Annotated in this window: 20 protein-coding genes; 15 read left to right on the forward strand and 5 right to left on the reverse strand. The window is 72.2% G+C overall.

Annotated elements, in window-relative coordinates; translation table 11 throughout:
• Positions 1-46: 46 nt before the first annotated feature.
• Positions 47-1,321, forward strand: coding sequence for an acetyl-CoA C-acetyltransferase (locus ABD976_RS02730; RefSeq protein ID WP_345356559.1), 1,275 nt, complete (start codon positions 47-49; stop codon positions 1,319-1,321).
• Between the two features lie 252 nt (positions 1,322-1,573).
• Here the strand turns inward: ABD976_RS02730 and ABD976_RS02735 are convergent, their stop codons facing one another.
• Positions 1,574-2,191 carry an SIMPL domain-containing protein gene (locus tag ABD976_RS02735; protein ID WP_345356562.1) on the reverse strand — a complete coding sequence of 206 codons (618 nt, stop codon included), beginning with the start codon at positions 2,189-2,191 and terminating at the stop codon, positions 1,574-1,576.
• 502 nt (positions 2,192-2,693) lie between these two features.
• Here ABD976_RS02735 and ABD976_RS02740 point away from each other — a divergent pair.
• Positions 2,694-3,347, forward strand: a complete 654-nt coding sequence (locus ABD976_RS02740; protein ID WP_345356565.1) for a trimeric intracellular cation channel family protein — start codon at positions 2,694-2,696, stop codon at positions 3,345-3,347.
• 6 nt (positions 3,348-3,353) lie between these two features.
• Here ABD976_RS02740 and ABD976_RS02745 read toward each other — a convergent pair whose 3' ends face one another.
• From ABD976_RS02745 to ABD976_RS02755, 3 genes are read right to left on the reverse strand one after another with little or no spacing between them, the layout of a single operon-like run.
• A complete protein-coding gene (locus tag ABD976_RS02745) occupies positions 3,354-4,298 on the reverse strand; it encodes a phosphotransferase (RefSeq protein ID WP_345356568.1) in 945 nt (314 codons plus the stop codon).
• Between the two features lie 58 nt (positions 4,299-4,356).
• Complete coding sequence (locus ABD976_RS02750; protein WP_345356571.1) at positions 4,357-4,764, reverse strand: type II toxin-antitoxin system VapC family toxin; 408 nt, start codon at positions 4,762-4,764, stop codon at positions 4,357-4,359.
• Complete coding sequence (locus ABD976_RS02755) at positions 4,761-5,045, reverse strand: type II toxin-antitoxin system prevent-host-death family antitoxin (protein ID WP_345356574.1); 285 nt, start codon at positions 5,043-5,045, stop codon at positions 4,761-4,763. The genes ABD976_RS02750 and ABD976_RS02755 overlap by 4 nt, the downstream gene beginning before the upstream one ends.
• Before the next feature lie 120 nt (positions 5,046-5,165).
• Between ABD976_RS02755 and ABD976_RS02760 the strand changes: the two genes are divergently transcribed.
• From ABD976_RS02760 to ABD976_RS02820, 13 genes are all read left to right on the forward strand, one after another.
• On the forward strand, positions 5,166-5,546 hold the full coding sequence (locus ABD976_RS02760) for a YunG family protein (protein ID WP_345356577.1): 381 nt from the start codon (positions 5,166-5,168) through the stop codon (positions 5,544-5,546).
• Between the two features lie 95 nt (positions 5,547-5,641).
• Positions 5,642-5,857 carry an antitoxin gene (locus ABD976_RS02765; RefSeq protein WP_345356580.1) on the forward strand — a complete coding sequence of 72 codons (216 nt, stop codon included), beginning with the start codon at positions 5,642-5,644 and terminating at the stop codon, positions 5,855-5,857.
• Positions 5,850-5,999: a type II toxin-antitoxin system RelE/ParE family toxin gene (locus ABD976_RS02770; RefSeq protein WP_345356583.1), complete on the forward strand. Its 150-nt coding sequence runs from the start codon at positions 5,850-5,852 to the stop codon at positions 5,997-5,999. The genes ABD976_RS02765 and ABD976_RS02770 overlap by 8 nt, the downstream gene beginning before the upstream one ends.
• 10 nt (positions 6,000-6,009) lie before the next feature.
• Positions 6,010-6,309, forward strand: coding sequence for a HigA family addiction module antitoxin (locus ABD976_RS02775; protein ID WP_345356586.1), 300 nt, complete (start codon positions 6,010-6,012; stop codon positions 6,307-6,309).
• 99 nt (positions 6,310-6,408) lie between these two features.
• Complete coding sequence (locus tag ABD976_RS02780; protein ID WP_345356589.1) at positions 6,409-8,268, forward strand: NHL domain-containing thioredoxin family protein; 1,860 nt, start codon at positions 6,409-6,411, stop codon at positions 8,266-8,268.
• A gap of 46 nt (positions 8,269-8,314) precedes the next feature.
• The gene (locus tag ABD976_RS02785; RefSeq protein ID WP_345356592.1) at positions 8,315-8,635 is read left to right on the forward strand and encodes a GroES family chaperonin; all 321 of its coding nucleotides are present in this window, start codon (positions 8,315-8,317) and stop codon (positions 8,633-8,635) included.
• 95 nt (positions 8,636-8,730) lie between these two features.
• Positions 8,731-10,755, forward strand: a complete 2,025-nt coding sequence (locus ABD976_RS02790) for a VanW family protein (protein ID WP_345356595.1) — start codon at positions 8,731-8,733, stop codon at positions 10,753-10,755.
• Positions 10,756-11,159: 404 nt separating this feature from the next.
• Complete coding sequence (locus ABD976_RS02795) at positions 11,160-11,969, forward strand: basic amino acid ABC transporter substrate-binding protein (protein WP_345356597.1); 810 nt, start codon at positions 11,160-11,162, stop codon at positions 11,967-11,969.
• 185 nt (positions 11,970-12,154) lie between these two features.
• Entirely contained in the window at positions 12,155-12,964 is an 810-nt protein-coding gene (locus tag ABD976_RS02800; protein WP_345358664.1) for an amino acid ABC transporter permease, read from the forward strand.
• Complete coding sequence (locus tag ABD976_RS02805) at positions 12,961-13,716, forward strand: amino acid ABC transporter ATP-binding protein (RefSeq protein ID WP_345356600.1); 756 nt, start codon at positions 12,961-12,963, stop codon at positions 13,714-13,716. The genes ABD976_RS02800 and ABD976_RS02805 overlap by 4 nt, the downstream gene beginning before the upstream one ends.
• Positions 13,717-13,886: 170 nt before the next feature.
• Positions 13,887-14,108, forward strand: a complete 222-nt coding sequence (locus tag ABD976_RS02810) for a hypothetical protein (protein ID WP_345356603.1) — start codon at positions 13,887-13,889, stop codon at positions 14,106-14,108.
• A gap of 283 nt (positions 14,109-14,391) precedes the next feature.
• On the forward strand, positions 14,392-16,659 hold the full coding sequence (locus tag ABD976_RS02815; RefSeq protein ID WP_345358667.1) for an oxidoreductase: 2,268 nt from the start codon (positions 14,392-14,394) through the stop codon (positions 16,657-16,659).
• Positions 16,660-16,744: 85 nt separating this feature from the next.
• A complete protein-coding gene (locus tag ABD976_RS02820) occupies positions 16,745-17,617 on the forward strand; it encodes an SGNH/GDSL hydrolase family protein (protein WP_345356606.1) in 873 nt (290 codons plus the stop codon).
• Between the two features lie 126 nt (positions 17,618-17,743).
• Here ABD976_RS02820 and ABD976_RS02825 read toward each other — a convergent pair whose 3' ends face one another.
• Complete coding sequence (locus ABD976_RS02825; protein WP_345356609.1) at positions 17,744-18,928, reverse strand: serine hydrolase domain-containing protein; 1,185 nt, start codon at positions 18,926-18,928, stop codon at positions 17,744-17,746.
• Positions 18,929-18,959 lie beyond the last annotated feature (31 nt).

Below are 18,959 nucleotides of genomic sequence, written 5' to 3' on the forward strand. Positions count from 1 at the left end.
CAGTGATGGCGACGCCGCCGCCCAGCCGACCAGCCGAGGAGTCACCATGTCCGTTCGCCGAGTAGCCATCGTCGGTGGCAACCGGATTCCGTTCGCGCGGGCGGGCGGGCCCTACTCGCGCGCTTCCAACCAGGACATGCTCACCGCCGCGCTGGACGGGCTGGTCGCCCGCTTCGGCCTCCAGGACGAGCGCGTCGGCGAGTTCGTCGCGGGCGCGGTGCTCAAGCACAGCCGCGACTTCAACCTCGCCCGGGAGACCGTGCTCGGTTCCCGCCTCGACGCGGCCACCCCCGCCCACGACGTGCAGATGGCCTGCGCGACCGGGCTGGAGGCCGTGGTGTCGGTGGCGAACAAGATCGCCCTCGGCCAGCTCGACTCGGGCATCGCCGGCGGCGTCGACACCACCAGCGACGCCCCCATCGAGCTCAACGACGACCTGCGCCGGGTGCTGCTGGAGCTCAACAACGCCAAGACCACCGCCGGACGGCTCAAGGCGCTGCGCGGGCTCCGGCCGCAGCAGGTCGTCCCCGGCCTGCCGCGCAACGCCGAACCGCGCACCGGGCTGTCCATGGGCGAGCACGCCGCCACCACCGCGCAGGCCTGGGAGATCGGCCGCCAGGAGCAGGACGAGCTCGCCGCCCGCAGCCACCAGCGCCTCGCCGCCGCCTACGACCGGGGTTTCTTCGACGACCTGCTCACCTCCTACCAGGGCCTGTCCCGCGACCAGAACCTGCGGCCGGACAGCGACGCCGACAAGCTCGCCAAGCTCAAGACCGTCTACGGGCGCGGCGCGGACGCCACCATGACCGCGGGCAACTCCACCCCGCTGTCCGACGGCGCCTCCACCGTGCTGCTGGCCAGCGAGGAGTGGGCCCGGCAGCGGCGGCTCCCGGTGCTGGCCTACCTCGGCGACGTGGTCACCGGCGCCGTCGACTACGTCGGTGGGGACGAGGGCCTGCTCATGGCGCCGACCTACGCCGTGCCGAAGCTGCTCGCCCGCACCGGCCTCGGCCTCGGCGACTTCGACTTCTACGAGATCCACGAGGCGTTCGCCTCGCAGGTGCTCGCCACGCTCAAGGCCTGGGAGGACCCCGGGTTCGGCCGCGACCGGCTCGGCCTCGACGGCGCCCTCGGCAGCCTCGACCGGGACAAGCTCAACGTCGTCGGCTCCTCGCTGGCCGCCGGGCACCCGTTCGCCGCCACCGGCGGCCGGATCGTGGCCACCCTCGCGAAGCTGCTCGCCGAGCGCGGCTCCGGCCGCGGCCTGATCTCGGTCTGCGCGGCGGGCGGCCAAGGCATGACCGCGGTCCTGGAGCGCTGAGCCCCCGCCCACGACGCCGGGGAGCCCGCACGCTCGCCGCTCGGAGCACCGCGGGCTCGACGTCCGGGTGAATCCGGCTGAGTGAGGGGCACCCTTGTCCCAGTTACTTGGGCAAGGGTGCCCCTCACTCATGTCCCCAACGGGTGATGCGGGCGTCGGTTCACCCGGACGGTTGGTGAGTGAGGGGCACCCTGTACCGAGTAACGCGGTACAGGGTGCCCCTCACTCGGCACGGATCACTCGGGCGTGGGGTCAGGCGAGGTTCCAGGTGGCGTTGCAGACGACGGTGACGGTGACCTCGCCGGGCGTGAGGTCGAGTTCCCGGACGTGGGCGGCGGTGCCCCGGGAGGCGCCGCCGAGCTGCGGGGCGGCGGGGCCCGAAGCGCGCGGGCGGTCGGCGCCGACGTCGCTGAGCCGGACGAGCTCGCCGAGGCGCACGCCCAGCGCGTCGGCGTAGGACTCGGCGCGGCGGCGGGCGTCGTGGACGGCGAGCCGCTGCGCCTCGTCGGTGGCCTCGGTCGGGTCGCTCAGCTCCCAGCGGGGGCCGTCCAGGCGCTCCGGTTCGGCGTCGATGAGCTCGGCGGCGAGCTGCTCCAGCGCCGCCGGGTCGCCGACCCGCAGCATGAAGTGCTGGACGGCGCGGCTGCCCGCGGGCGCGCCGTCCGCGACGTGCGGGCGGACCGACAGGGTCCTGGACGCGACCTCGACGTGCTCGGCGCCGAGGGTGGTCTCCAGCCCGGAGACGCGGGCGGCGAGATCGGCGATCGCCTGCTGGCGCTCGGCGGCGACCGCGCTGAACACGACGGTGAGGACGGCGCGGTCGGCGGTGCGCGGCACCTGCCCCGTTCCGGTGGTGACGACTTCGGCCATGCCCCCAGCCAACCACTCCCGCGGTGCCGATCGCTCGTGAGCGGACGCGGGTACCGGCGCGCGGAACGTCGTAACGCGGCGCTGACCAGGGGTGATGCGGTCCGCGGGCGGTTCCGGAGCGGCCCACGCTGAAGTGACGTACGACACACACGGCCGGGTGTGTAACGCCGGCCCGTCGTACGCCGATATGCAGGATGACCCCGCGGTGCTGTCGGACCCCCGACCTGGCAGCATCGCGGGGCTTTCCAATTCCCCGGGATTCGGTCCCTCTCCCCTGCTACCCGAAGAACCTCCGTTCATTCGCGTTTGTTCCCGAATGCCCGGTTTTTTCACCCGTTTCGACGATGCGGAAAGGAGAACGTGGCGTGGAAGCGCTCATCATCCTGATCGGCACCCTGGTCCCGACGCTGGCCGCGACCGCGTTCTACGTCGGCGACCGGCGCCGCTGACCCCGGCGCGGGACGGCGGGTGGGCGCGCACCGGTCGGCGCCAGACTGGTGGCATGCCACCCTCGCCGCTGCTCCTCGCGCTGGACCTGACCGGAACGTTCGCGTTCGGTCTCAACGGCGCGCTGACCGCGGTGCGCGCCGTCCGGCTGGACCTCGTCGGCGTCCTCGCCCTGGGCATGATGACGGCGCTCGGCGGCGGGATCATCCGCGACGTGCTGATCGGTTCGCTGCCGCCGGCGACGTTCAGCGATCTCCGCTACCTGGGGGTCGCCGCGGGCGGGGCGCTGGTGGCCTTCTTCCTGAGCGTGGAGCTGGAGCGCTTCACCAAGCTGATCACGATCTTCGACGCGGTCGGGTTGGGCGTGTTCTGCGTGACCGGGGCGCACATGGCGATCGAGTTCGGCCTGGGACCGGTGCAGGCGGTGCTGCTCGGAACGGTCACCGCGGTCGGCGGGGGAACGCTGCGCGACGTGGCCGTGCGGCGGGTCCCCTCGGTGCTGACCAGCGACTTCTACGCCGTTCCGGCCTTGGTGGGCGCCGCGCTCACCGTCCTGGCGATGCACCTCGGGATCTACGGGATCGCGAGTGCGCTGGTCGCGGCGGGGGTGGCCGTCGCGATCCGGCTGGCCGGGGTGCGCTACCGGCTCCGCGTGCCGAGCACCCCGAGGCGGCGCGGCGAGGCCGACCCGGGGCGCGGCGAGGGGTGAGGCGCGTCAGCCGGTCACGCCGCCCGCGAACGGCAACTCCCGCCAGTGCTCGACGGACGGCTTCAGCAGGTCGGCCAGCGACGGGAGCTGGGGCACGAGGGCCAGGCACATCAGCGTCCGGGACATGCCCACCGCCTCGATGAACCGCAGCGCCCGCTGGTCGAGCCGGCGCAGGCCGCGGCGCTGCGCGGCCTCGTCGTAGGCGTCCGCGCACTCGGGGCCGAAGGAGGCGAGGTCCCATTCCACCGGGCCGAGCGCGGTCAGCTCGAAATCGCCGTGCAGCGGGCCGTCGGCGGTGACGATGACGTTGTAGGCGGGGGCGTCGCCGTGCAGCGGTTGCAGGTCGACGCCGGGGAACTCCGCCTCGAACCGCTCGCGCGAGCCGACCAGGGGTGCCAGCACCGCCCACTCCCGCTGCGCGCGGTCGAGGTCGGCCGGGTCCATGAGGTCGGGGCGCCCTTCGAGGGCGGTGAGCCCGGCCCGCACCGCGTCCGGCTCGTCCGACGACAGGAACGGCAGCTCGCCGGGGTACTCGCGGAGGGTGGCGTGCAGGTCCGCGGTCATCCGGGCGCCCCGCACGAAGTCCGGTTCGGCGGTCTTGTCCACCAGCTGCCAGAACGTCATCGAGAAGCCGTCCCGCCGCACCGGTTCCAGCGGCACCAGCGGGCTCGGCGGGACCACCGGCGCGCCCTGCTCGACGAGCCAGCGCACCACGTCGAGCTCCCGCCGCTGCCGCGCGGCCTGGATCTCCGGGTCGCTGCCCGGCATCAGCACGGTGGGGACCCGCACCACCACCGGCGACGGGGCCAGGTGCACCACCACGGAGAACAGGTCGTAGAGCACGGTCGGCTCGGTCACCTCGAGCCCGAGGTCCCGGCCCGCGGCGGTGGCAGCCGCCACGGCGCGCGACGTGCGGGCGGCGATCTGCTCGGGCGTCATGAGTTCGGGCACGTCGGCGATGGTGCCACGCCCGACCCGGCGGCGGCGACGGATTTTCCGGGGGGCGGTGTCAGCCGATACCGGGCGCGGCGCATTCGAACCCCACCCGCGCTGCCGCGTCGAGCAGTCGGCGGTCGTAGGTCACGAAGGTGAGCTCCCGGCCGCCGGTCCGCGCCAGCACGGAGGCCGTGGCCAGGTGGATCGCGTCGAGGCTCCGCAGCTGGTGGTCGTCGTAGGCGGCTGCGGTGGCGCGCACGGTGCTGTCGATGTCGACGCGGAAGAGCCGGTTCAGGACGGCGGGCACGGCGGGCAGGGTGTCCGGGGCGCTCCGGCGCAGCGCCCTCGGGACCTCGACCTCCGCCAGAGCGGACGAGACCAGCGCGCGTTCGCTCCGGTCGCGGAGCCAGGCGACCAGCTCGTCGGTGCCCGGTTCCGAATGGCAGAGCTTCACGATGGCGGCCGCGTCCAGGTAGATCACCAGCGCTCCTCGTCGCGCTCGGCGGCGAGGGCGGCTGCCACGTCGACGGGGTCGCCCGCTGACGGCGGTGGTGCGGTGATCGGGCCGTGCACCGTGGGAGCGGTGGCCCGTCCGGCCGCGACGAGCTGGTCGAGCACCGCCGGTCCCCGACTGACCGGCACGAGTTGGACACCGGTCGGCTCGCCGTTGCTGGTGATCTCCACGGCATGCCGTTCGGCGGCGATCCTGCGGACGACCTCGCTGGTCCGCTGGTTCAGGTCGCGCATCGAAATCGAGTCCACGGTCCCGAGTGTAGAACAAAGCGTTCTACCCGGGTGCTGTCGACTCGCCTGCTGTCGGCGTGCGGGCTCATGCGGCTGAGGGCGCGAATGGCGTCGGTGGTCTGCGGCAGGCTGCGCCACATGATGCTCTGGTCCCTGGCGGACGTGGAACGTGCGATCCGAGCCTCTTGGGGTGCGGACACCTGTGCTCCGGAGGACATCCCGGACTGGCACCGAGGCAACCCCGCCCGCGGCCAATGCGGCACCACGGCCCTCGTGCTCAACGATCTCCTCGGCGGCGACCTCGTGCGAGGCGATGTGCACCGCGACGGCGAATGGGCCGACTACCACTGGTGGAACCGCCTCGGCGACGGCGTGGAACTGGACCTCACCCGGGAGCAGTTCGCCTCCCACGAGCTCGTCGGCCCCGGCGAACCCGTCCCTCGGCCGACCGGCCATACGCGCCTCGACACGGAGTACGGAATCCTTCGAGAACGAGTGCTGACGCACCTCAGGCGCTAGCCCTGCGACGGCGTCCAGCGCCCGTGTCGCACAGCTTCGGGCGTGCACCGCAGGAGAACAGCGCTGGCCCGCAGAACGATATGGATGGTGCGTGGATGAGCCGCATGAACGCGTGGGTGCCTGACGAGCTCGCCGAGCGGGCCCGCGATGCCCGACTCGACATCTCGGCGTCGACGCCGGCCGCCATCGCCGCTGAGCTGGCACGCATCGCTCCTGACGCCTGGTTGGCGACGTTGCCCGAGCCGGATGGGCTCAGCCGTGAGGCGGCCGTTGCCGCGCTCGATGACGCGCGTGCGGAGTTCGGTGCGTGAGCTCAGCGTCGAACGCCGTGGTGCTGGACTGAAGGGTGACCGCGCCGGGCAGTGCAGCATCCGCGTGAACCAGCAGTGGCGGATCTGCTTCCGCTGGACCGACGCCGGACCGGAAGCCGTTGAGTTCACCGACTACCACTGAGGGGGAGGTCATGGACACCGACATCGTGATGCCACCCACGCATCCTGGGGTGGTCCTGCGCGAGGAGTTCCTCGAACCGATGGGGATCACGGAGTACTGGCTGGCGAAGGATCTGGGCATTCCGCAGACCCGGGTCAGCGCGATCACGCACGGCCGGCGGGGGATCACGGCTGACACCGGATTGCGCCTGTCGCGCTACTTCGCCATGTCCGAGGGCTTCTGGACCGGGCTGCAGGACGACTACGACCGGGCGATCGCCAAGGACAAGCTCGGCGGGACGCTCGACTCGATCACACCGATCAGCGCGTGATCGTTTCGTCCGCGCGGTGGCGGAACTCATGAGCGAGGGCCGACCCAGGAGTGACCGCCCCGCGGAACAGCGCCGGGTGCGGTGTTGTTGACTCCGGGCGTGAGCATCGAGCAGCAGCCCCGGCGCGCCCGCGTGCGCGCGCCCGAGTTCGTCGGCCGCCAGTGGTTGAACACCGGCGGTGCGCCGATCACCCTGGCCGACCTGCGCGGACGGGTCGTCCTCTTGGACTTCTGGACGTTCTGCTGCATCAACTGCCTGCACGTGCTCGACGAGCTGCGCCCGCTGGAGGAGGAGTTCGCCGCGGAGCTGGTGGTGCTCGGCGTGCACTCGCCGAAGTTCGAGCACGAGGCGGACCCGGACGCGCTGGCCGCCGCCGTGGAGCGCTACGCGGTGCACCACCCGGTGCTGGACGACCCGGAGCTGGCGACCTGGCAGAACTACGCGGTCAAGGCGTGGCCGACCCTGGTGGTGATCGACCCGGAGGGCTACGTGGTGCACGTCGCCGCCGGTGAGGGGCACCTGGAGGCGCTGCGCGGGGTGGTCGCGGAGCTGGTCGCCGAGCACGGCGCGAAGGGCACCCTGCGGCGCGGTGACGACCCGTACGTGCCGCCGCCCGCGCCCGCCACGACGTTGCGCTTCCCCGGCAAGGTCGCCGCGCTGGGCAGCGGGAACCTGCTGGTCTCGGACTCGGCGAACCACGCGCTGGTGGAGTTCGAGCCCGACGGCGAGACGGTGCGGCGGCGGATCGGCAGCGGGCGCCGCGGCGCCGCCGACGGCGGTCCGGACCAGGCGGAGTTCGCCGAGCCCGCCGGGGTCGCGGTGCTGCCCGCCGAGGTCGCCGAGCGGGTCGGCTACGACGTGGTGGTCGCCGACACGGTCAACCACCTGCTGCGTGGGGTGCGGCTGTCCGACGGGCAGGTCACGACGCTGGCCGGCACCGGTGAGCAGTGGCGCGACGGCGCCGACTCCGGTCCGGCCCGCGAGGTCGCGCTGAGCAGCCCGTGGGACCTCGCCTGGTGGGAGCCCGCCGGCGGCGTGGTGATCGCGATGGCGGGCAACCACACCCTCGGCTGCTTCGACCCGGTCACCGGGCAGGTGCGCCGGTTCGCCGGGACGACGGTGGAGAGCCTGCGCGACGGCGAGGTGTCGCAGGCGTTCTTCGCCCAGCCCTCCGGCCTGGCCGCCGCTGCCGACCGGTTGTGGCTGGCCGACTCCGAGACCTCCGCGCTGCGCTGGGTGGAACCGGTCGAGGGCGGTTTCGCGGTGCGCACCGCCGTGGGCACCGGGCTGTTCGACTTCGGCCACGTCGACGGGCCCGCCGCCGAGGCGCTGCTGCAGCACCCGCTGGGCGTGGCGGTGCTGCCGGACGGCTCGGTCGCGGTGTGCGACACCTACAACGGCGCGATCCGCCGCTACGACCCGGCGACCGAGGAGGTCTCCACGCTGGCCACCGACGTCGCCGAGCCCTCCGGCGCGGTGGTGGTCGACGGCGAGCTGGTCGTGGTGGCCTCGGCCGCGCACCGCCTGGAGCGCCCGGTGCCGCCGGGGGTGTCGGCCACCCTGGTCCGGGGCGCGGCCCAGCAGGTCACCCGCCCGGACACCGAGCTGGCCCCGGGCGAGGTGGAGGTGGCGGTGGTGTTCACCCCACCGGCGGGCACCAAGCTCGACGAGCGCTACGGGCCGTCGACCCGGGTGGAGATCAGCGCCTCGCCGCCGGAACTGCTCGTCGAGGGAGCCGGGGCCGACACCGCGCTGAGCCGCCGCGTGGTGCTCTCCGACACCGTCGAGCACGGCGTGCTGCACGTGGTGGCGCAGGCCGCGAGCTGCGACGACGACCCCGCCGTGGAGCACCCGGTGTGCCGGCTCACCCGCCAGGACTGGGGCGTGCCGATCAAGGTGACCGCCGCCGGTCCGCGGCGGCTGCCGCTCATGATGGGCGGGCTCGATGCCGAGGTGTGATGCCCTGCTCACCGACACGCGTGGTAGCGCCGAGTAAACTTTTCGGGTGACCGATGGCAAGCTCGAAATCCAGATGCTGCACGACCGGGTCATGGTGCGGATCTCCCAGGAATCGGGGGAACGCCGCAGCAACGGCGGCATCGTGATCCCGGCGACCGCCCAGATGGCCAAACGGCTCGTCTGGGGCGAGGTATTCGGGGTCGGCAGCCACGTCCGTGCCGTCAAGACGGGCGATCAGGTGCTGTTCAACCCCGAGGACCAGTTCGAGGTCGAGGTCCAGGGGCAGGCGTACCTGGTGATGCGGGAGCGGGACCTGCACGCGGTGGCCAGCGAGGGCACCGAGCAGGGCACCGGCCTGTACCTGTGACCGGCGGCCCGCTCGCGCGCGGGCGGGCGCGGAGCCGATGCGCCGACCTGTTCTGACGTGCCCCGCCGCAAGACCGACAGGGAGAAGGGGAAGCGGTGTCGGAAAACCACGACCGCCGTCACGGTGGTGAGGAGCCGACCGAGCGGCTCTCCGCCGGGCCGGAGACCAGCGCGGAGCGGACCCAGCGGATCCCGCCGGTCGACGACCGGACCCGCCCGGACGTCCCGCGCCCGCCGGCCGAGACCGACACCGAGCGCACCGAGCAGATCGCCGCGCTGCCGTCGGACTTCCCCGGCTACTCGGCGCACGAGGCCACCCAGGCCATCCCGCGCTACCCGGAACCCCCGCAGCAGCAGCCGCAGCCGCCGCAGTCGCCGCAGCAGTCGCCCAGGGGGCGCAAGAGCGGTCTGGTCAAGGCGGGCATCGCGGCCGGTTCGGTGGTCGGCGCCCTGGCCCTGCTCTACCTCGGCGACCTGGCGTTGAGCAGCGGCACCGTGCCGCGCGGCACCGTCGTCGCCGACGTGGCGATCGGCGGGCTGGAACCGGCGGCGGCCGAGCAGCGGCTGCGCACCGAGCTGGAGCCGCGACTGGACGACCCGGTGCAGCTCCAGGTCGGCGACAACCTGGCCCCGCTGGACCCGGCGCAGGCCGGGCTGCGGATGGACTGGGCGGCGACGGTCGAGCACGCGGGCAGCCAGCCGCTGAACCCGTTCACCCGGATCTCCTCGCTGTTCACCACCCGCGAGGTCGCACCGGTCAACGGCGGCGACCGGGACCAGCTCGTGCAGGCGCTGGAGGAGGTCAAGCCCCGGCTGGACCGCGCGCCCGCCGAGGGCACCATCCGGTTCGAGGGCACCCGGCCGGTCCCGGTGGACCCGGTGACCGGGCGCAGCGTCGACGTCGCGGCGGCCGCGAGCACCGTGCTGGCCGACTGGGCCGACGAGGGACCGGTGCGGCTGCCGTTCTCCGAGCAGCAGGTGAGCACCACCGCCGACGGCGTCCGCCAAGCGGTCCGGGAGGTGGCCCGCCCGGCGGTGTCCGCACCGGTGACGGTGCGCGGCGAGGGCAAGGACGCCCAGCTCGCCCCGGAGACGATGGCCGCCGCGCTGCGGTTCGAGCCGAACGGCCAGGGCGGGCTGAAGGCCTCGATCGACGTGCCGACCGCGGTCGCCGGGGTGGAGCCGCAGCTCGCGGACACGATCAAGCCGGGCAAGGACGCGGAGATCGTGGTGGAGGGCGGCCGACCGGTGGTCAAGCCGTCCAGCGACGGCATCGGCATCGACTGGGGCAAGAGCTTCGAGAACCTGCTGGAGGTCGCCAAGCGGGAGCAGGACCGCTCGGTGCGGGCGATCTACGTCCACGAGCCGGCCGAGCTCACCACCGACGAGGCCAACGCGCTCGGGGTGCGCGAGGTCGTCGGCGAGTTCACCACCGGCGGGTTCGGGCAGACGTCCGGGGTGAACATCCGGCGCACCGCCGAGGAGGTCAACGGCGCGCTGGTCAAGCCGGGCGAGACGTTCAGCCTCAACGGGCACACCGGTCCGCGCGGCGTCGAGCAGGGCTACGTGGAGTCCGGGATCATCGAGGACGGCCGCCCGGCGAAGGCGGTCGGCGGCGGCATCTCGCAGTTCGCCACCACGATCTACAACGCGGCGTACTTCGCCGGGATGCAGGACGTGGAGCACAAGCCGCACAGCTACTACATCAGCCGCTACCCGGAGGGCCGGGAGTCGACGGTGTTCCAGAGCCCCTCCGGCAAGAGCCTCATCGACGTGAAGTTCAAGAACATCTCGGACAGCGGCATCCTGATCACGACGCAGTGGACGCCCTCGTCGATCACGGTGAAGCTGTGGGGCACCAAGCAGTTCGACGTGACCTCCGAGATCGGGCCGCGGTCGAACCCGACGCCGCCGCCGGAGAAGGTGATCCCGCCGGGCGAGCCGTGCAGCCCGAGCAGCGGCATCGGCGGCTTCACGGTCACCGACACCCGCACGATCCGCAACCTCAAGACCGGCAAGGTGAGCACCGAGCGGCAGACCACGGTGTACGACCCGCAACCGATCATCCACTGCGGCGGGCCGCCCCCGGCCCAGGGCGCGGCAGGCGCGCCGCCCCGCTGAGCCCGTGCTCGCCAGGCGCTGATCGAACCGAGTGAGGGGCACCTTCATCCGACTATGCCGGATGAAGGTGCCCCTCACTCATGCATCGGACGGCTGCGGCCGCGTTCCGTCACCGTGCGCGCACGGCAGGTGCGCCGCGCCGGTCGACGCGGGCGGGCGTCGACCCGTGGTGGTGACCACACCGCCCCGGCGCGCAGCGCCGCAACAACCCGGCGGCGCCCGGACGCCGACCGGAAGGTTTCCGGTACCGATCCGTCTCGGCGAACGGGTTTCCCGGAGATGGCCATCCGGCGTCGGTTCGGGGCGGCAAGACGTGATGGCTTCGCAATCCGGGCGGCTGGGATTGCGCCTGAACGAGTGGCACCATTCGAGAACTTGCGTTCCCACCTACTAGGAGTGACATCGTGGCGCGTCGCAGAACTCCCCGAGCGCTGGCCCTGCTGCCCGCCCTGGCGCTCGCCGCCGCGGCGGCCGGCTGCGCGGAACCGACCACCAGCGGCACCGGCAAGGGCGGGGTGGCCCTGATCGAGCCCGGGGTCCTCACCACCTGCACCCACCTGCCCTACGAGCCGTTCCAGTTCCCGCAGGGACCGGAGATCGTCGGCTTCGACGTGGACCTCGTCGACCTCATCGCCCGCGACCTCGGGGTGGAGCAGAAGATCGTCGACGCGCCCTTCGACGAGGGCATCCAGTCCGGTGAGTCGCTCAACACCGGGCAGTGCGACGTGGCGGCCGCGGCGATGACCATCACCGAGGAGCGCCGGCAGAACATGGACTTCTCGGAGCCCTACTTCGACGCCACCCAGGCGCTGCTGGTCAAGCCGGACTCGGGGATCACCGACTTCGAGCAGCTCCGGGGCAAGAAGCTCGGCGTGCAGGTCGGCACCACCGGCTTCGAGTACGCCGAGGAGAACAAGGAGAAGTTCGGCTACGAGATCATCGTCTTCGACGACCTCGCGCTGCAGACCACCGCGGTGCAGACCGGCCGGATCGACGCCGCGATCAACGACAACGGCGTGCTGCTGAACTTCGCCAAGCAGAACCCGGACACCCGCGTCACCACCGAGTTCCCCACCGGCGACCAGTACGGCATCGGGGTGCGGACCGGCAACACCGCGCTGCTGGAGCAGGTCAACGAGTCCCTGCGCAAGGCCAAGGAATCCGGCGAGTACGACGCCATCTACGAGAAGTGGTTCGGCACCAAACCGCAGTGAGGGCCGCAGTGAGCGATGCCCTCCCCCGGGGGCCGGCGCGAACCGCCGGCCCCCGATACTGACCGGGGCGCGGCGGCACCCCCACCGCACGCCCGGCCCGCCGGAACGCCAGCGGTGCGCCACCCGCGCGCCGAGACACACAGGAGAGGTCGATGACAACCGAGATCGACCGGCCCAAGAGCGGGATGGGCCGTCGGCAACGCGCGAGGCTCAACCGGGCGGTCCAGTACGCGGTGCTGGTGGTCGTCCTGGTCGTGCTCGCCCTGGTCGCCGACTGGGAGCAGATCGGGCGGGCGTTCTTCAACGTCGAGGTCGCCAAGGCGCAGTTCCCGGGCGTGATCACCACCGCCCTGCTGAACACCGTCATCTACACCGTGCTCGGCTTCGCCTTCGGCCTCGGCCTGGGCGTCGTGCTCGCGCTGATGAAGATGTCCCCGGTCGCGCCGTACCGGTGGATCGCCACCGGCTACATCGAGCTGTTCCGCGGCCTGCCCGCGCTGCTGGTGTTCATCGCGCTGGGCTTCGGCGTGCCGATCGCCTTCCAGCTCCGCTTCGACATCTACTCCACGGTGATGCTCAGCCTCGGCCTGGTCGGCGCCGCCTACATCGCCGAGACCATCCGGGCGGGCATCCAGGCGGTCCCCAAGGGCCAGGTGGAAGCGGCCCGCTCGCTGGGCATGTCGCCGAGCCGCACCATGCTGACCGTGGTGCTGCCGCAGGCGTTCCGCATCATCCTGCCGCCGCTGACCAACGAGCTGATCCTGATCACCAAGGACTCCTCGCTGATCTACCTGCTCGGTCTGTCCGCCGACCAGTACGAGCTGGCCAAGTTCGGCCGCGGCGCGCTGAACCAGTACCAGTCGCTGACCCCGATCCTGATCGCGGGTCTGTGCTACCTGATCATCACCATCCCGCTCTCCCGGCTGTCGGTGCTGCTGGAGCGCAAGTACGGCGGCGGGGCGCGGTCCAAGGCCGGACACGGAGGCGCGGCATGAGCGACGTCGTGATCGAGATCGCCGGACTGCACAAGTCCTTCGGGTCGCTGGAAGTGCTGCGCGGTGTCGACGTGCGGGTGCGGCGCGGCGAGGTGGTGTGCGTCATCGGGCCGTCCGGCTCCGGCAAGTCCACCCTGCTGCGCTGCGTGAACCTGCTGGAGGAGCCCACCGCGGGCACCGTCTCGGTGGACGGCGCCGAGCTGACCGACCCGGACGCCGACATCGACGCCGCGCGCCGCCGGATCGGCATGGTCTTCCAGCAGTTCAACCTGTTCTCGCACCTGTCCGTGCTGGACAACCTCACCGTCGCGCAGCGCAAGGTGCTCAAGCGGGACAAGCAGGAGGCCGAGCGCGTCGCGCGGGAGAACCTGGCGCGGGTCGGGCTCGCCGAGAAGGCCGACTCGATGCCCGCGCAGCTCTCCGGCGGCCAGCAGCAGCGCGTCGCGATCGCCCGCGCGCTGGCGATGAACCCGCAGGTGATGCTGTTCGACGAGCCGACCTCGGCGCTGGACCCCGAGCTGGTCGGCGACGTCCTCGGCGTGATGCGCCAGCTCGCCGACGAGGGCATGACGATGCTCGTGGTCACCCACGAGATGCAGTTCGCCCGCGAGGTCGCCGACCGGGTGCTGTTCATGGACGGCGGCGGCATCGTCGAGCAGGGCCCGCCCGCCGAGGTGATCGGCGCCCCGAAGCAGGAGCGGACGAAGACGTTCCTCGCCCGCGTCCTCGACCCGACGCACGCGGTGGAGTAGGCGGCGGGCGCCGTGGTTCCACGTGGAACCACGGCGCCCGCCGTTGGGCGACATGGTGGATTTCCGCCGCTCTTTCGGGTCGCATCCGGCCGCACCGCGGTCCGGGGCTGGTCGAATCGCAGCGGAAGCGGCGCCCGAGACGCCGCTCACGTTTCGAGGTGGGAGTCCCCATGCTTCGCAAGATCGCCGTCAGCGCCGCGCTCGCGGCCGGGTTCCTGGTCACCGCCGCTCCGGGCATCGCCGCCGCCGCCGAGCCCACGTGGCGGTACGTGACCTCGGGTGGTCACTCATACGTGCACAACGAGTGCCGGAACCTCAAGCGGTTCAGCAACGTCACCGAATGCATGATCGTGAAGGTCGGCAACCTCAAGTACGAGCTCTACGTCCGATGACCCCGGCCGGGCGACCTGCCGCCCAACGGTCCCCGAGCCGCCGCCCGGCCCGAGCCGGGTGACGCTTTCCTGAGTGAGGGGCACCCTTGCCCGAGTAACTGGGACAAGGGTGCCCCTCACCTATGTCCCCGAAGGGTGACGCCCGGGTGACTGGTCCGATCGGTTGGACCCTGCCGATCGGGGAAACTCCCGGGGGCCGCCGCACGTCCGAACCGGTAGCGGTAGTTGATCGGCTACCGTTCGCGTGGAGCAGCGGGGCGGACATCCGGGGGTGCGGGCGTTGGTGGTCAGGCCGTGGGACAGCAGCACCGGTCCGACGTCCCTGGCGGAGCACCGGTTCGACGAGTCGCTGCGCCAGAGCCGCGGTGAGCGGCGCGCGACCCTGCCGCTGGACGTCCACTCGCCGCACTACGACGACGCCCGCGTGCTGCGCGGCGAGTACCTGACCCGGCGGCTGATCGAGTCGCTGGAGGAAGCCGGTGGCTGGCGGCCGTTCTCCCGCCGCACCGGGCAGCAGCCGGTGATCGTCATCGAGGACGCGGTGATCACCGGGCAGGTGGACCTGCGCGCGGCGGACCTGCCGTACCTGCTGGAGTTCGTCCGCTGCCGGTTCGAGACCACCCCGGACCTGCGGCAGGCGACGCTGGCCGGGCTGGTGCTGTGGCACTGCCGGTTCCCCGGGCTCAACGCGCGCAACCTCAACGCCGCCAACGACACCGTGCTGCGCGGCTGCACCAGCGTCGACGGCATCGTGGACCTGGCCGACGCCGACCTGGGCGGCTCGCTGCTGCTCAACGACAGCGAGCTGCGCAACCCCGGCGGGCGGGCGATCTACGCCGACCGGCTCTCGGTGTCCGGTGCGCTGCTGGCGCTGCGGTTGCGGACGGCGGGCGAGATCCGCATCCCCGGCGCGAAGGTCGGCGGCAACCTCACGATCTCCGGCGGTTCGCTGCGCAACCGGGGCCACTTCGCCATCAACGGCAACGGGATCCAGATCGGCGGCAGCCTGCGCCTCGACGTCGACCCGCACACGGGTCGGGCGTTCACCACCGCCGGGCTGCTGTTCCTGCCCAGCGCGCACATCAGCGGCGACCTGCGGCTGCGCGACGCGGTGCTGGAACCGGGCGTGCCGCCGCCCAAGCGCGGCGAGTCCAAGTACGACGACCCGACCAGCACGCTGATCCTGGACCGGGGCAGCGTCCGGGGCGACATCCAGATCGACCAGAACTTCCGCAGCGGCGGCACCCTCCGGATGGTCAGCACGCACGTCGGCGGTGACCTGCGGATGTCCGGCGCGCACATCGACCTGAGCTGGTCGCGTTCGCAGTCGGCGTCGGTGGAGCAGCCGCTGCGGGCGCTGCACATCGACGGCGCCGAGATCCTCGGCAACCTGGAGGCCTCGCGGGTCGCGCTGCACGGGCAGCTCCGGATGATCGACGTCCACGTGCACGGCAGCTTCCAGCTCAACCACAGCACGGTGGTCGGTCCGCGCACGGACGCGGTGCTGGCCAGCCGCCTGCAGGTGGGCAGCAACCTGGAGTGCCGGGACGCCGACGTCCTCGGCAGCCTCCAGCTCCAGGGCGCCCGGTTCGGCGCGAACGTCGACCTGCGCGCCAGCCACCTCACCAAACCCGCCTGGCACCGGCACCGGATGGCCTACAAGCCGTCGGTGGACCTGCGCGCCGCGCACATCGAGCGCGACCTGGTGTGCGCGGCCAGCAACGTGCGGGCGTTCCGCGCCGAGGGCGAGATCCAGCTGCGCCGCGCGGAGGTCGGTCGGCAGGCCAACTTCTGGGGGTGCCAGCTCGGCGACGGCGGTTCCCGCAACGCGATCAACGCCTTCGGGCTGGTCGCCCAGGAACTCACCCTGGTGCCGGGCGAGCCGCCGCTGGGCCGGATCATGCTGCGCCGCGCCCAGTGCGAGCTGCTGGCCGACAACGCCGAGCTGTGGCGGGCGCAGGGCGGCGTGGACGTCGAGGACTTCGGCTACGACAACTTCTCCGAGCCGGTGGAGCCGACCGACACCGCGCGGGTGCGGGAGCGGCTGGACTGGCTGCGCACCACCGGCGGCCGGTACCAGCCCGGCCCGTACGACCAGCTCGCGAAGGTGTTCCGGGGCAACGGCAACGAGGAGCACGCGGTCACGGTGCTGATCGAGAAGCAGCGCCGCCGCTACCAGGCCATCGCGGCGGCGACCCGGCCCGCGTTCCGCTGGCCGGTGCGGTTGTGGAGCATGCTGCAACTGGTGACGGTCAGCTACGGCTTCCGCCCGCTGCGCGCGCTGATCTGGCTGCTGCTGCTGACCGGGGCGGGCTCGACCTGGTTCAGCTTCCACGAGCTGCGCCCGATCAACGAGGAGGACCACCCGGTGTGGAACCCGTTCCTCTACACGGTCGACCAGCTCGTGCCGATCATCAACCTGGGCCACGACGTGATGTGGCAGGCGCACGGGAGCTCGCAGTGGATCACCGTGGTGCTCATCGCCGCGGGCTGGATCCTGGCCACCACGGTGGCGGCGGGCATCACCAGATCGCTGCGCCGGGAGGTGTAACTTCGCGCGGGATTCGGGTGATTCGTCCGGTCCGGCGCCGCAGGGCGTGCTAGTTCAGGAAGGTCCGCCTGACCAGGAGGTCCTCGTGCGCCTTCCCGCCCGCCTCACCGCCGCGGTCACCACCGCCGCCGCCGCGTCCGCGCTCCTCGCCCCGGCCGCCGCCGCCCAGGACACCTACGAGTACGTCGCGCTCGGCGATTCCGCCGCGGCCGGCCCGCTGATCCCGAACCCGGACCCGAACCTGCTGTGCCTGCGATCCCGGTCGAACTACCCGGGCGTGGCGGCCGACCTGCTCGGCGCCGCGCTCACCGACGTCACCTGCTCCGGGGCGGTGATCGACGACTTCAGCGGGCGGCAGCACGGTTTCCTCGCCCCGCAGTACGACGCGCTGTCGGCGAGCACCGACCTGGTCACCGTCACCATCGGCGGCAACGACGCCGAGCTGGTGCAGGCCGCGATCTCCTGCATCAACCTGCTGCCCGAGCCGATCGGCCGGTCCTGCGCGGACCGCTTCACCGCGGGCGGCCGGGACGAGCTGGCGGCGCGGATCGCCGCCGTGGAGCCGGAGTTCGACGCCGCGCTGCGCACCATCCGGCAGCGCTCGCCGCAGGCGCACGTCGTGGTGGTCGGCTACGGCACCTACATCCGGCCCGGCGGCTGCTACCCGAGGCAGCCGATCTGGGGCCGCGACGCGACCTACGTCCAGCAGGCGGTGGACGGGATCAGCGCGATGCTGGCCGAGGTGTCCGCCCGGCACGGGGCGACGTTCGTCGACATCGGGCCGATGAGCGTCGGCCACGACGTGTGCGCCCCGATCGGCGAGAAGTGGTTCGAGGGCGTGCTGCCCACCTCGCCCGCCGCGCCGCTGCACCCCAACGAGGCCGGGATGCGCGCGTTCGGCGAGGCCGTCGCCGCCGCCGTCAAGGCCACCAGCCCCACCCCGGCCACCGCGTCCTGACCCGGCATCACCCGAACGTGAAGTGAGTGAGGGGCACCCTTGCCCAAGTTACTCGGACAAGGGTGCCCCTCACCTCGTTCCGGAACGGTGACGGCGGGGGCGCCGTCGCCGCGTCGTCAGCGGAGATCAGGGGGTGCCGCAGAGGGCGTTCTCGACGAGGTCCGCGGCGTGGTCGCCCGCCACGGGCGGGGCGCCTTCCTCGGGCAGCATGGAGTCGGTGTTGATGGTGACCATCACGCTGCGGCTGCCGTCGTCGGTGACGCCGTTGCGGGTCATGAAGCCCGGGATGTCGCCGCCGTGCGACCAGAAACCGCCGCACTCGTTGGGCGCCCACATCAGGCCGAGGCCGTAGCGGGCACCGGGCCACACGACGTCGAACATCTCGGCGCGCACGGTCTTCTTCATCTCGGCGAGCTCGGCGGGGCGCAGCACCTCACCGCGCATCAGGGCCTGCAGGAACCGGTTGCCGTCCTCGGTGGTGCTGATGATCTCACCGGCTGCCCCGGCCCAGGACGGGTTGAGCGCCGTGGCGTCGATCGGCGGGCCGTAGGTGGGGTTCGGCGAGGTCATGTCGTCGGGGAAGCGCTCGTAGCCGACGGCGTGCGGGGCGGGCAGGAACGGGAACTCGCCGGGGATGTGGGTGTCGTGCAGGCCCAGCGGCTCGATGATGCGCTCCCGCGTCTCCTGCGCCCACTCGTTGCCGGTGACCGACTCGATGACCATCCCGGCCAGGATGTAGTTCGTGTTGGAGTAGGCCCAGGAGGTGCCGGGGGCGAACAGGGGCTGCTGGGCCATCGCGAACTCGACGAGCTGCTCCGGCTCGAAGCTGGTGAACCGCTCCCGCAGGAAGCCTTCCTGCTCGAACATGTCGGTCATCCCGTTGATGAACTCGGGCAGCCCGCTGGTGTGCTGGAGCAGCTGCCGCACGGTGATCGCGCGGCCGTCGTTGCCGTTGCCGGTGACGACCCCGGGCAGCCACTTCGCCACGGGGTCCTCCAGCGAGAGCTTGCCCTCGCCGACCAGTTGCAGCAGGGTCGTGGCCACGAACGTCTTGGTGTAGCTGCCGATCCGGAACTTGGCGTCCCACGGGACCGGAGTGCCGGTCGTGGTGTTGCCGACGCCGCTGCGCACCTTGACCTCGCCGCGCGGGGTGTCGAGCTCGGCCAGCACGCCGGGAGCGCCCTGGACCAGCAGTGCGTCGGCGTCGCGCTGCATGGTGTCGGCCTCGGGGGTGGCCTGGGCGAGCCCGGCCAGCATGGTGCTCTGCGCGGTGACGATCATCAGGGCGGCTGCTACGAAAGTTCGCTTCATGGGGAGGAACAGTAGGTTCGCCGAGCACGGT

This window comes from Saccharopolyspora cebuensis, assembly GCF_039542665.1.
Taxonomy (GTDB): Bacteria; Actinomycetota; Actinomycetes; order Mycobacteriales; family Pseudonocardiaceae; genus Saccharopolyspora; species Saccharopolyspora cebuensis.